We start from the raw sequence: 12,484 nt of genomic DNA, 5'->3' as shown, positions 1-12,484 counted from the left end.
GGGGTGTGTGTGTCCGCGTTGTTCTCTTTGTGTTTTGTTGCTGCCTCGCGTGCCCCCCCCCCCCCCCCCGACCCCCCCCACCCCCCCCCCTCCCCCCCCCCCCCCCCTTCCCGTGTCCGGTCTCAGACGTTGAACCCGAGCGCCCGCAGCTGCTCGCGGCCGTCGTCGGTGATCTTGTCGGGGCCCCACGGGGGCATCCAGACCCAGTTGATGCGCAGCTCGTTGACGAGGCCGTCCGTGGCGGACTTGGCCTGGTCCTCGATGACATCGGTCAGCGGGCAGGCCGCCGAGGTCAGGGTCATGTCGATCGTCGCGATGTTCGCGTCGTCGATGTGGATGCCGTAGATCAGCCCGAGGTTGACCACGTCGATGCCCAGCTCGGGGTCGACGACGTCGTACAGCGCCTCGCGGAGTTCCTCCTCCGAGGCCGGCTTCATCTCAGCGGTCTCGCTCATGCCGTCTTCCTTTCGGCGTCGGCGCCACCCAGCGCCTGGGCCGTCGCGTCCTTCCACGCCATCCAGCTCAGGAGGGCGCACTTGACCCGGGCCGGGTACTTGGAGACCCCGGCGAACGCGACCGCGTCCTCCAGGACCTCCTCCATCGAGTCGTCGGGCTCGATCCTGCCCTTGGACTGCATCAGCTCCAGGAAGGTCTCCTGGATCTTCCGCGCGTCCGCCAGGTCCTTGCCGACCAGCAGGTCGTTCAGCACGGAGGCCGAGGCCTGGCTGATGGAGCAGCCCTGGCCCTCGTACGAGACGTCCTCGATCGTCGTGCCGTCGTACTTCACTCGGAGGGTGATCTCGTCGCCGCACGTCGGGTTCACATGGTGCACCTCGGCGTCGCCATCCCTGAGACCACGCCCGTGCGGGTGCTTGTAGTGGTCCAGGATGACTTCCTGGTACATCGAGTCCAGCTTCACGGTCTCAGCTCACGCCCTTCAGCCGAAGAAGTTCCGTACGTGCTCCAGGCCCTCGACCAGAGCGTCGATCTCGGCCGGAGTGGAGTACAGATAGAACGACGCTCGCGTGGTCGCAGGAATTCCGTACCGCAGGCAGACGGGCCGAGCGCAGTGGTGGCCGACCCGGACCGCGATGCCCTGCTCGTCGAGGACCTGGCCCACGTCGTGCGGGTGGATGTCGCCGAGGGTGAAGGAGATCGCCGCGCCCCGGTCCTCGGCCGTGGTGGGGCCGATGATCCGCAGGTCCGGGACCTGCTGGAGGCGCTGCACCGCGTACTCGGTCAGCGCGTGCTCATGGGCGAGGACCTTGTCCATGCCGAGGGCGTTGAGGTAGTCGATGGCCGCGCCGAGGCCGACCGCCTGGGCGACCGGCGGGGTACCCGCCTCGAACTTGTGGGGCGCCGGGGCGTACGTCGACGAGTGCATCGACACGGTCTCGATCATCTCGCCGCCGCCGAGGAACGGCGGCAGGTCCTCCAGGAGTTCCTGGCGGCCCCAGAGGACGCCGATGCCGGTCGGGCCGCACATCTTGTGGCCGGTGAAGGCCACGAAGTCGGCCTGCAGGGCCTGCACGTCCAGCGGCATGTGGGGCGCGGCCTGGGAGGCGTCGACGCAGACGAGGGCGCCGACCTCCTGGGCGCGGCGCACTATCGCCTCGACCGGGTTGACCGTGCCCAGGATGTTCGAGACCAGCACGAAGGAGACGATCTTCGTCTTCTCCGTGATGATCTCGTCGATGTTGGACAGGTCGAGGCGGCCGTCGTCGGTGAGGCCGAACCACTTCAGCTTCGCGCCGGTGCGCTGCGCGAGCAGCTGCCACGGCACGATGTTGGAGTGGTGCTCCATCTCCGTGATGACGATCTCGGTCTCGTGGTCCACCCGGTAGGGCTCGTCGGCCCAGCCGAGCATGTTCGCCACGAGGTTCAGCGACTCGGAGGCGTTCTTGGTGAAGATCACCTCGTCGCGGCTGGGCGCGTTGATGAACTCGGCGACCTTGTCGCGCGCGCCCTCGTACATCGCCGTGGCCTCCTCGGCGAGCACATGCACACCGCGGTGGACGTTGGCGTTGTGGCGCTCGTAGTACTCGCTGAGGACGTCCAGTACCTGGCGCGGCTTCTGGCTGGTCGCCGCGTTGTCCAGGTACACGAGCTTCTTGCCGTCGTGGACCAGGCGGTCCAGGACGGGGAAGTCCTTGCGGATCGCCTCGGTGTCGAGGAGGCCCGGCAGTTGCGTCACGCGGATACGCCACCCTTCGTGTATGCCTCGTAGCCCTCGTCCTCCAGCTTGTCGGCGAGCTCGGCGCCGCCGGACTCGACGATCCGGCCGGCGGAGAAGACGTGGACGAAGTCGGGCTTGATGTAGCGCAGGATGCGCGTGTAGTGCGTGATCAGCAGGGTGCCGACCTCGCCGGTCTCACGGACGCGGTTGACACCCTCGGAGACGATGCGAAGGGCGTCGACGTCGAGGCCGGAGTCGGTCTCGTCGAGGATCGCGATCTTCGGCTTGAGCAGTTCGAGCTGGAGGATCTCGTGGCGCTTCTTCTCGCCGCCGGAGAAGCCCTCGTTGACGTTGCGCTCGGCGAAGGACTGGTCCATGTTGAGGCGCTCCATGGCCTCCTTGACCTCCTTCACCCAGGTACGCAGCTTGGGGGCCTCGCCGCGCACGGCGGTGGCGGAGGTGCGCAGGAAGTTGGAGACCGAGACACCGGGGACCTCGACCGGGTACTGCATCGCCAGGAACAGGCCCGCGCGGGCGCGCTCGTCGACGGACATCTCCAGGACGTCCTCGCCGTCGAGAGTGACGGTGCCGCCGGTGATCGTGTACTTCGGGTGACCCGCGAGCGAGTAGGCGAGGGTCGACTTGCCGGAGCCGTTGGGGCCCATGATGGCGTGCGTCTCGCCCTGCTTCACGGTGAGGTCGACGCCCTTGAGGATCTCCTTCGTGGCGTTGTCGGCCTCGACGGTGACGTGCAGGTCTCGGATTTCAAGCGTTGCCATGGGTGCCTCAGGACTCCTGGGTGAGGGAGACGAGCACGTCGTCCCCTTCGATCTTTACGGGGTATACGGGGACGGGGCGCGTGGCCGGGAGGCCGGACGGCTTGCCGGTGCGCAGGTCGAAGCTGGAGCCGTGCAGCCAGCACTCGATCTGGCAGTCCTCCACCTCGCCCTCGGAGAGCGAGACGTTGGCGTGGGAGCAGATGTCGTAGATCGCGAACACCTCTCCCTCGGTCTTCACGACCGAGACCGGCGTGCCGTCGAGTTCCACCCGCTTCGGGGTGTCCTCCTCCAGCTCGCTCAGCCCGCAGGCGCGTACGTACGCAGTCGACGTCATGCGACCGAGGCCTCCAGCTCCTCCTCGATCTTGGCGAGCAGGCGCTCCTCGATGTCGGCGACACCGATCTGCTGGACCAGCTCGGCGAAGAAGCCGCGGACGACGAGGCGGCGGGCCTCGTGCTGCGGGATGCCGCGGGCCATCAGGTAGAAGAGCTGCTCGTCGTCGAAGCGGCCGGTGGCGGAGGCGTGGCCGGCGCCGACGATCTCGCCGGTCTCGATCTCCAGGTTCGGCACCGAGTCGACCCGCGCGCCGTCCGTGAGGACCAGGTTGCGGTTCATCTCGTAGGTGTCGGTGCCCTCGGCCTTTGCCTCGATGAGGACGTCGCCGATCCACACCGCGTGCGCGTCGTCGCCCTGGAGCGCGCCCTTGTAGGCGACGTTGGACTTGCAGTGCGGGGTGTTGTGGTCGACGAGGAGGCGGTGCTCCTGGTGCTGCCCGGCGTCGGTGAAGTACAGGCCGTACAGCTCGGCCTCGCCGCCGGTGCCGGCGTAGGCGACGCGCGGGTGCAGCCGTACGACGTCGCCGCCGAAGGTGACGACCACGGACTTGAAGCTGGCGTCGCGGCCGACCAGGGCGTTGTGCTGGGCCACGTGGACGGCCTTGTCGTCCCAGTCCTGGACGGAGACGACGGTGAGCTTGGCGCCGTCGCCGAGGACGTACTCGACGTTGGCGGCGGTGACCACGTCACCGGTGTGGTCGATGACGACGACGGCCTCGGCGAAGGCGCCCAGTTCGATGACCTGGTGGCCGAAGGCGACGCCGCCCTGGCCGTGCACGTTCATCCGGATCGGCTCGGTGAGCACCGTCTCCTTGGGGACGGTGACCACGCCGGCCTGCTCGAAGGCGGAGTACGCCTGGGCGGCGACCCGGTCCACCGGGGCGCCGGCCCGGCCGAGCCGGGGGTCGTCGCGGCCGACCAGCTCGACGGTGACGCCCTCGGGGGCCTCCACCGTGACCTTCAGGCTGTCGCCGGTGGCGACCGCCGTGCCGTCGTGCAGCCCGCGCAGGCGCTCCAGCGGGGTGAATCGCCACTCCTCCTCGCGGCCGTGCGGGACCGGGAAGTCCGCGACGTCGAAGGACGGGGGCGCGCTCATGCGGGTGGCGACGGTCGACTCGGCGGCCACCGCGATGGCGCCGGCGGTGGTGGAGCCCACCGGGGAGTTCTGAGCCTCAGCCATGGCTGTCGGTCTGCTCGCTTTCTTACGTGAGTGGCGTGACGGTGACGGCGGTCGCTTAGCCGACCGCGCCTTCCATCTGGAGCTCGATCAGCCGGTTGAGTTCGAGGGCGTACTCCATGGGCAGCTCCTTGGCGATCGGCTCGACGAAGCCGCGCACGATCATCGCCATCGCCTCGAACTCGGTCAGACCGCGGCTCATCAGGTAGAAGAGCTGGTCCTCGGAGACCTTGGAGACGGTCGCCTCGTGACCCATGGACACGTCGTCCTCGCGGACGTCCACGTAGGGGTACGTGTCGGAGCGGGAGATCGTGTCGACGAGCAGGGCGTCGCACAGCACGTTCGACTTGGATCCGGCGGCGCCCTCGCCGATCTCGACCAGGCCGCGGTAGGAGGTACGGCCGCCACCGCGCGCCACCGACTTGGAGACGATGTTGGAGGAGGTGTTCGGCGCCATGTGGACCATCTTGGAGCCGGCGTCCTGGTGCTGGCCCTCGCCCGCGAAGGCGATGGAGAGGGTCTCGCCCTTGGCGTGCTCGCCCATCAGGTAGACGGCCGGGTACTTCATCGTCACCTTGGAGCCGATGTTGCCGTCGATCCACTCCATGGTGGCGCCCTCGTAGGCGACGGCGCGCTTGGTGACCAGGTTGTAGACGTTGTTCGACCAGTTCTGGATGGTCGTGTAGCGGCAGCGGGCGTTCTTCTTGACGATGATCTCGACGACCGCGGAGTGCAGCGAGTCCGACTTGTAGATCGGAGCGGTACAACCCTCGACGTAGTGCACGTAGGCACCCTCGTCGACGATGATCAGGGTCCGCTCGAACTGGCCCATGTTCTCCGTGTTGATGCGGAAGTAGGCCTGGAGCGGGATCTCCACGTGGACGCCCGGCGGGACGTAGATGAAGGAGCCGCCCGACCACACGGCGGTGTTCAGGGAGGCGAACTTGTTGTCACCGACCGGGATGACGGTCCCGAAGTACTCCTTGAAGAGGTCCGGGTGCTCCTTCAGGGCGGTGTCGGTGTCCAGGAAGATGACGCCCTGCTCCTCCAGGTCCTCGCGGATCTGGTGGTAGACGACCTCCGACTCGTACTGGGCGGCGACACCGGCGACCAGGCGCTGCTTCTCGGCCTCCGGGATGCCCAGCTTGTCGTAGGTGTTCTTGATGTCCTCGGGCAGGTCCTCCCAGGACTCCGCCTGCTTCTCCGTGGAGCGCACGAAGTACTTGATGTTGTCGAAGTCGATGCCGGAGAGGTCGGAGCCCCAGTTCGGCATGGGCTTCTTCTCGAAGAGGCGCAGGCCCTTGAGGCGGAGCTTGGTCATCCACTCGGGCTCGGACTTCTTCGCGGAGATGTCCCGGACGACGTCCTCGTTGATGCCGCGCTTGGCGGAGGCGCCGGCCGTGTCGGAGTCGGCCCAGCCGTATTCGTACTTGCCCAGGCCTTCGAGCTCAGGGTGGGCAGTCTCCGTGGGGAGAGTCATGCGGGGTTCCTCCCGGCCGTGCTAGCAGATGCATCAGTGGAAATCTTGGGGATGAACGTCGTACAGACGCCGTCGCCGTGCGCGATGGTCGCCAGTCGCTGGACGTGCGTTCCGAGCAGCTCGGCGAAGATCTCCGTCTCCGCCTCGCACAGCTGGGGGAACTGCTCCGCGACATGGGCGACCGGGCAGTGGTGCTGGCACAGCTGCTCGCCGACCGGTGCGGTGCGCGCCGTTGCAGCGTACCCGTCCAGGCTCAGGGCCTTGGCCAGCGCTTCGGTCCGCTCGTCGGGATCCACGCCCTCGATCGCCTTGCGGTACACGCTCGCCTGGGCGGCGATCCGGGCCCGCGCGAAGGCGGCGACCGCCTCCTGGCCGCCTCCCTGCTCGGCGATCCAGCGCAGCGCATCGGCGGCGAGCTTGTCGTACGACTGGTCGAAGGCGTCCCGGCCGCAGTCGGTGAGCGCGAAGACCTTGGCGGGCCGGCCGCGCGTGCGCGCGCCGTACACCCGCTGCTCGCGCGGGGCCACGACGTCGTCGGCCACCAGCGCGTCCAGATGACGGCGCACGGCCGCGGGGGTCAGGCCGAGGCGTCCGGCCAGCTCGGTGACGGTCGAGGGCCCGTGGTCCAGGATCGACCGCGCGACCCGGTTGCGCGTCGAGCGCTCCCCGGTCGCGAGCTCTTCCTGCGGGGCCCCCGTGGGGGTCTCCCGAGCCTCGCCGACGTTTTTCACAACGCCATTGTTGCGTAATTCCTCAGAGCCAGGCAAGCGGCGTCCGGGGGACAGGACGGTGCCCTGCATCACTTAGGCATACCTAACCGGACATCCGCCCTGACCTGCGGAAACGATCTTTGATCGATCATCCCTCAGCCAATTCGGTAGCGCGCGGCGGCCCCCTCCGGAACACTCCCGAACCATGTCCACACCCCCTCCGACCGGCCCTCTTGTCACCCGGGACGCCCTCGCGCAGCAGCTCAGCCTGCTCGGTGTCACGCCCGGCGAGACCCTCCTCGCACACACCTCGCTCAGCTCCCTCGGCTGGGTGAACGGCGGAGCCGTCGCCGTCGTCCAGGCCCTCCTCGACGCCCTCGGCCCGGACGGGACCCTGGTGGTCCCCACCCAGACCGGCGACCTCTCGGACCCCGCGGTGTGGCGGAACCCGCCGGTGCCCGAGGAGTGGTGGGGGACGATCCGGGCCACCATGCCGCCGTACGACCCCCGGACCACCCCCGCCCGCGGGGTCGGCGTGATCCCGGAGACCGTGCGGACCTGGCCGGGCGCCCTGCGCAGCGCCCACCCGCAGACCTCCTTCGCGGCCGTCGGCCCCCGCGCGGCGGAGATCGTCGACGCGCACGCCCCCGACTGCCGGCTCGGCGAGCGGAGCCCGCTGGCCCGGCTGGAGCAGATGCACGCGCGCGTGCTCATGCTGGGCACCGGTTACGCCACCTGCACCTGCTTCCATCTCGCCGAGTACCGGATCCCCTCCCCGCGCGTCCGGGTCGGCCGCCCCGCCCCCGGCGGCGGCTGGGAGGAGGTCACCGAGGTGTCGATCACCTCCGACCGCTTCGACGAACTGGGGTACGACTTCGAACGCGACCGGAACGTCGTCGTCCGCGGCAGGGCCGGCGCGGCGGAGGCCCGGCTCTTCCCGGTGGCGGAAGCCGTGGCCTACGCCGAGCGGTGGCTGGCCGTACATCGCCCCCGTGAGGAGGAGATCTAGCACCCGGCCGTCCGGGTGACGGCAGGCGTCCTTAGACTCTGTCTCCATGCGAAGTGAGCCGGTGGTCCAGGTGCGGGACCTGGTGAAGCGGTACGGCGCCAAGACCGCTGTGGACGGCCTCGACCTGACCGCCGAGGCGGGCGTGACCGCCGTACTCGGCCCCAACGGGGCGGGCAAGACGACCACGATCGAGACCTGCGAGGGGTACCGCAAGCCGGATTCCGGCGCGGTACGCGTCCTGGGCCTCGATCCCGTGCGGCAGTCCGCCGAGCTGCGCCCCAGAGTCGGCGTGATGCTCCAGTCCGGGGGCGTCTACTCGGGCGCCCGTGCCGACGAGATGCTGCGGCACGTGGCGAAGCTGCACGCGCATCCGCTGGACGTGGACGCGCTGATGGAGCGGCTGGGCCTCGGCAGCTGCGGGCGGACGTCGTACCGCCGCCTCTCCGGCGGCCAGCAGCAGCGCCTCGCGCTCGCCATGGCCGTGGTCGGCCGCCCGGAGCTGGTCTTCCTCGACGAGCCGACCGCGGGCCTGGACCCGCAGGCCCGCCACGCCACCTGGGACCTGGTCCGGGACCTGCGCGCCGACGGGGTCTCGGTCATCCTCACCACGCACTACATGGAGGAGGCCGAGCAGCTCGCCGACGACGTCGCCGTCATCGACGCCGGCCGGGTGATCGCCAAGGGCTCCCCCGAGGAACTGTGCAAGGGCGGCGCGGAGAACACCCTGCGGTTCACCGGCCGCCCCGGCCTCGACGTCGGCTCGCTCCTGAAGGCGCTGCCGGCCGACTCCACGGCCGCCGAGCTGACCCCGGGCTCCTACCGGGTCGTCGGCAAGGTCAACCCGCAGCTGCTGGCGACGGTGACCTCGTGGTGCGCCCAGCACGGCGTGATGCCCGACCGCATCTCGGTCGAGCGTCACACGCTGGAGGACGTGTTCTTGGAGCTGACCGGCAGGGAGCTGCGCTCATGACCACCACGACCGACACCGGCACCTTCACCCCCCGGCCGGGTGCCGCCCCGCTCCCCCGCATGATCGCGGCGCAGGCGGCCCTGGAGACGAGGATGCTGCTCCGCAACGGCGAGCAGCTCCTGCTGACGGTGGTGATCCCCACCCTCATCCTCGTGCTCTTCAGCTCGGCGGACATCGTCGACACGGGATCCGGCAGGTCGGTCGACTTCCTGGCCCCCGGCGTCCTCGCCCTCGCCGTCATGTCCACGGCGTTCACCGGCCAGGCCATCGCGACCGGCTTCGAGCGCCGCTACGGCGTCCTGAAGCGCCTCGCCTCCTCCCCGCTGCCCCGCTGGGGTCTGATGACGGCCAAGACCGCGTCCGTCCTGGTGACGGAAATCCTCCAGGTGCTCCTCCTGACGGTGATCGCCCTGGCCCTCGGCTGGTCCCCGCACGGCAACCCCCTCGCCGTCCTGCTCCTGCTGGTCCTCGGCACCGCCGCCTTCTCCGGCCTCGGCCTGCTGATGGCGGGCACGTTGAAAGCGGAGGCGACCCTGGCCGCCGCCAACCTGGTGTTCCTGCTGCTGCTCGTGGGCGGCGGGGTCATCGTCCCGCTGGACAAGTTCGGCGGGGCCCAGTCCGCTCTCGGGCTCCTCCCCATCTCCGCCCTCTCGGACGGCCTGCGGGACGTGCTGCAGCACGGGGCGGGTACACCGTGGGGGGACCTGGGGATCCTCGCGACGTGGGCGGTGCTGGGGCTGGCCACCGCGGGGCGGTTCTTCCGCTGGGAGTGACGAGCCGGGAGCGACGCCCCGGCCGGATCCCGACCCTCGTGAACGCATGCACAAGCTGCCCCCTACCATGGTGCCCGTGCCAAAGCTGACCCCCACCGACCTCGTAGCGGCGGTGCGCAACCCGCTCGCCTTCATCGCCGATCGCTGGACACCGGATCCCCGGACCGTCCGGCGGGCGGCCCTCGCCGCGCTCGTCATGTCGGTGGTCATCGTGGTCACCGGCGGTGCGGTGCGGCTCACCGGCTCCGGGCTCGGCTGCCCGACCTGGCCCGAGTGCACCGCCGGCTCGCTGACCCCGACCGACGCGCTGAGCTATCACAGCGCCATCGAGTTCACGAACCGCATGCTGACCTACGTGCTGTGCGCGGCCGTCGGCTGGGCGATCATCGCGGCCCGGTCCCAGAAGCCGTTCCGGCGCAGCCTGACCCGGCTGGGCTGGGCGCAGTTCTGGCTCGTGATGAGCAACGCGATCCTCGGCGGCATCGTGGTCCTCGTCGGCCTGAACCCCTACACCGTCGCCGCGCACTTCCTGCTGGCGACGGCGCTCATCACGGTCGCCGCCCTGATGTGGCAGCGCACCCGCGAGGGCGACGGCGAGCCGCGTCCGCTGGTCGGCAAGGCGGTGCAGCAGCTGGTGTGGGCCCTGGTGGCCGTGACCCTCCTGCTGATCACCGCAGGCACGGTGGTGACCGGCGCGGGACCGCACCCGGGCGACTCCGGCGACGTCGAGCGCATCGACGTCAGCTGGTCCGGTGTCGCCGAACTGCACGCGGTGTTCGCCTGGATCGTGGTGTCGCTGACCTTTGCGCTGTGGTTCTTCCTCAAGGGCGTCGGTGCGCCCCAGGGACCGCGGGACCGCGTCCGTGACCTGTTCCTGATCCTGCTCGGTCAGGGCGTGATCGGGTACGTCCAGTACTTCACCCACCTGCCCACGGTCCTGGTCGGCCTGCACATGTTCGGCTCCTGCCTGGTGTGGATCGGCGTCCTGCGGGTCCTGCTCTCGCTGCGGGAACGCGCCGAGGCCGCGGCCGGCGTCCCCGCTCAGGCGTACGAGGCCGTGAGCGCGTCGATCGCCGGGCCCAAGTAGTCCCGGGTCAGCCGGGCCCGGCGCGCCGTCCACTCCTCGGTGGCCGGGGCGGGGTCGCCGTAGCGGCGGCTCCGGATGTCCTCGACGACCTCGGCGGGCGCGCCCGGCGCGGGCAGCAGGTCCAGGGCCTCGCGTTTGGAGATCAGGCGGCCCTCGCGGGCGGTGACCGTGGCGCGGGCGAAGGTGATCAGTCCGAGGTCCACCGACAGGTGCAGTGCAGGACGGGGCGAGCGCCCGCGCGCGCAAGCGGGCGCGCGCCACCGCGACCTTCCACACGACGGCCGGGGACACCGCGCCCGGCAGCACCGCGATCAGGTCCAGGTCGCTGTGGACAGCTCACTCCGGCCCGTGCACCCGTTTCACTCCAGCCCGTACACCCGTTGCGCGTTGCCCGCCGCGATCAGCCTGGCCACGCGCTGGGCGTCGCCGAGCGACCAGGCGCCCTCGGCGACCCAGGTGCCGAGGACCCGGGCGAGGGACTCGCGGAAGAGGTGGGCGCCGACCACGTGCAGCTCGGGCAGGCCGTGGGCGCCGCTGGAGAAGAGGATCTTGCCGAAGGGGGCCAGTTCCAGGATCTCGGCGAGGATCGTCGCGGCGCGGGCGCCGGTGCGCACCAGGGCCGCGCCCGAGTCGGCGTACACGTGCGGGAAGACGCCGGCGAGGTGGGCGGCGTGGCGGTGGTAGGGGTAGCCGTGCAGCAGGACCAGGTCGGTGCCGAGGCCGGCGGTGGCCCGGACGAAGTCGGTGAGCAGGACCGGGTCGGTGCGGTCGATCCGGGCGCCGGGCTCACCGAGTCCGGCGTGCAGCTGGAGCGGGAGACCGGAGGCCACGGCGATCCAGAGCAGGTGGCGCAGCAGGACCGGGTCGGCCAGCTCGCCGCCGACCCGGCGTCCCGCAAGCCAGCGGCCGGCCGCGCCTCGCACCTCACCGGGGCCGGGAGGTTCGGGGGCCAGGGCCAGGCCGTGCCGGAGACCGGCGACGGAGGTGAAGGCGACCGCGTTCGCCGCCGCGCCGTGCACCGACTCGGCGAGGTTGGCGAGGAACGACTCGACGGTGCCGGAGGTGTCGGCGACCTGTTCGGCGAGGAGTTCCAGACGGACGATCTCGCGGGCCGCGGCGGCGCCGGTCGAGGCCATCTCGGCGGGTCCGGTGAGGTCGCCGGGCAGGCCGGTGTCGACGAGGTAGGTGGTGATGCCGGAGCCGCGCAGGAGCCGGCGGCCGGCCTCCAGGACGCCGAGTTCGCGGCGCCGGGCCAGGTAGCGGGCCGGCGCGCAGTGGGGCTCCAGGCCGAGGAGCGGCGGGCACCAGCGCCGTACCGCGAAACCGGTCTGGGTGTCGAAGAGGGTGGTGCCGGCGGCCGGGGGGCCTTCGGTGCGGGCGAGCTGGGCTTCGAAGGTGCCCAGGCCCAGCTCCGTACGGAGGACGCCGTGGCAGTACTGGTCCACCAGGGACGGCGTTTCGATCATCCGGGCTCCCCGTGGACGACGGTTGCTTGACCGTGTTAACGGGTGAACGGGGATGGAGGTCGCGGTCGGGGGCGGGTGGTACCGGTCATTCGGCGGCCGCGGGCCGGTGTGTGGTTGCTCGCGCAGTTCCCCGCGCCCCTGACGGGGCGCTCACACGGGAGCGTCGCATCAGCCGCCGATCTGGATGCCCGCCATGCGCTTCCACTCGTACGGGCCCGTCGTCACCTTCGCCGCGAACTCGCCGTCGAAGGACTCGTGGACGGTGATGCCGGACTTGGCGACGGCCTGCTCGGCGATCTCGTACGTCGGGGCCACCAGGTCGCCCCAGCCGCCGTCCTCGCCGACGAGGACGATACGGGCGCCGCGTTCGCCGATGTAGGCCACCTGGCCCTCGGCGCCGCCGTGGGCCTTGGCGAAGGCACCGATCCGCTTGGCGAGGCGCGCGACCTTGCGCTCGGCCTTCTGGTCAGCCTTCTGCGTGTCAACCTGCTGCGTGTCTGCCATGGACAGGATGCTACTCAC

At 70.5% G+C, this 12,484-nt stretch carries 14 protein-coding genes and 1 pseudogene; 4 read left to right on the top strand and 11 right to left on the bottom strand.

The genetic code is table 11. From position 1 onward, the window contains the following. Positions 1–122 precede the first annotated feature (122 nt). The 8 genes from ACZ63F_RS12135 to ACZ63F_RS12100 are packed head-to-tail and all read right to left on the bottom strand — an operon-like array spanning position 123 to position 6,678. Entirely contained in the window at positions 123–455 is a 333-nt protein-coding gene (locus ACZ63F_RS12135) for a metal-sulfur cluster assembly factor (protein WP_031166063.1), read from the bottom strand. Further along, positions 452–919 (bottom strand): Fe-S cluster assembly sulfur transfer protein SufU, encoded by a 468-nt coding sequence (gene sufU / locus ACZ63F_RS12130; RefSeq protein WP_093504541.1) that lies wholly within the window; start codon positions 917–919, stop codon positions 452–454. The genes ACZ63F_RS12135 and sufU overlap by 4 nt, the downstream gene beginning before the upstream one ends. 18 nt (positions 920–937) lie before the next feature. Then, positions 938–2,194 carry a cysteine desulfurase gene (locus tag ACZ63F_RS12125; RefSeq protein WP_469710307.1) on the bottom strand — a complete coding sequence of 419 codons (1,257 nt, stop codon included), beginning with the start codon at positions 2,192–2,194 and terminating at the stop codon, positions 938–940. After that, positions 2,191–2,955, bottom strand: coding sequence for a Fe-S cluster assembly ATPase SufC (gene sufC, locus ACZ63F_RS12120; RefSeq protein ID WP_351958418.1), 765 nt, complete (start codon positions 2,953–2,955; stop codon positions 2,191–2,193). The genes ACZ63F_RS12125 and sufC overlap by 4 nt, the downstream gene beginning before the upstream one ends. 7 nt (positions 2,956–2,962) lie before the next feature. Beyond that, a complete protein-coding gene (locus ACZ63F_RS12115) occupies positions 2,963–3,289 on the bottom strand; it encodes a non-heme iron oxygenase ferredoxin subunit (RefSeq protein ID WP_352355528.1) in 327 nt (108 codons plus the stop codon). Further along, positions 3,286–4,470: a Fe-S cluster assembly protein SufD gene (gene sufD, locus ACZ63F_RS12110; RefSeq protein ID WP_352355526.1), complete on the bottom strand. Its 1,185-nt coding sequence runs from the start codon at positions 4,468–4,470 to the stop codon at positions 3,286–3,288. Before sufD ends, ACZ63F_RS12115 begins: the two co-directional genes overlap by 4 nt. Before the next feature lie 55 nt (positions 4,471–4,525). Further along, entirely contained in the window at positions 4,526–5,947 is a 1,422-nt protein-coding gene (gene sufB / locus ACZ63F_RS12105; RefSeq protein WP_093504531.1) for a Fe-S cluster assembly protein SufB, read from the bottom strand. Continuing rightward, complete coding sequence (locus ACZ63F_RS12100; RefSeq protein WP_351958415.1) at positions 5,944–6,678, bottom strand: helix-turn-helix transcriptional regulator; 735 nt, start codon at positions 6,676–6,678, stop codon at positions 5,944–5,946. The genes sufB and ACZ63F_RS12100 overlap by 4 nt, the downstream gene beginning before the upstream one ends. Before the next feature lie 184 nt (positions 6,679–6,862). Between ACZ63F_RS12100 and ACZ63F_RS12095 the strand changes: the two genes are divergently transcribed. The 4 genes from ACZ63F_RS12095 to ACZ63F_RS12080 all read left to right on the top strand — a co-directional run bounded on the left by ACZ63F_RS12095 (position 6,863) and on the right by ACZ63F_RS12080 (position 10,496). After that, the gene (locus ACZ63F_RS12095) at positions 6,863–7,666 is read left to right on the top strand and encodes an AAC(3) family N-acetyltransferase (protein WP_469710306.1); all 804 of its coding nucleotides are present in this window, start codon (positions 6,863–6,865) and stop codon (positions 7,664–7,666) included. Between the two features lie 46 nt (positions 7,667–7,712). Further along, entirely contained in the window at positions 7,713–8,636 is a 924-nt protein-coding gene (locus ACZ63F_RS12090; protein ID WP_093504525.1) for an ABC transporter ATP-binding protein, read from the top strand. Further along, positions 8,633–9,409 carry an ABC transporter permease gene (locus ACZ63F_RS12085; RefSeq protein ID WP_469710305.1) on the top strand — a complete coding sequence of 259 codons (777 nt, stop codon included), beginning with the start codon at positions 8,633–8,635 and terminating at the stop codon, positions 9,407–9,409. Before ACZ63F_RS12090 ends, ACZ63F_RS12085 begins: the two co-directional genes overlap by 4 nt. Before the next feature lie 67 nt (positions 9,410–9,476). Continuing rightward, complete coding sequence (locus ACZ63F_RS12080) at positions 9,477–10,496, top strand: COX15/CtaA family protein (RefSeq protein WP_469710304.1); 1,020 nt, start codon at positions 9,477–9,479, stop codon at positions 10,494–10,496. On the opposite strand, the pseudogene ACZ63F_RS12075 reads toward ACZ63F_RS12080, so the two are convergent. The 3 genes and pseudogenes from ACZ63F_RS12075 to ACZ63F_RS12065 all read right to left on the bottom strand — a co-directional run. After that, a pseudogene (locus ACZ63F_RS12075) lies at positions 10,451–10,699 on the bottom strand (nucleotidyltransferase); the annotation flags it as partial. The gene ACZ63F_RS12080 and the pseudogene ACZ63F_RS12075 sit on opposite strands and share 46 nt — an antisense overlap. Before the next feature lie 156 nt (positions 10,700–10,855). Next, positions 10,856–11,962: an amidohydrolase family protein gene (locus ACZ63F_RS12070; protein WP_469710303.1), complete on the bottom strand. Its 1,107-nt coding sequence runs from the start codon at positions 11,960–11,962 to the stop codon at positions 10,856–10,858. 168 nt (positions 11,963–12,130) lie between these two features. Further along, complete coding sequence (locus ACZ63F_RS12065) at positions 12,131–12,466, bottom strand: hypothetical protein (protein WP_469710302.1); 336 nt, start codon at positions 12,464–12,466, stop codon at positions 12,131–12,133. Positions 12,467–12,484: the final 18 nt, after the last annotated feature.

This window comes from Streptomyces sp. NPDC104761, assembly GCF_055583445.1.
This window is presented reverse-complemented; position numbering and strand designations above follow the sequence as displayed.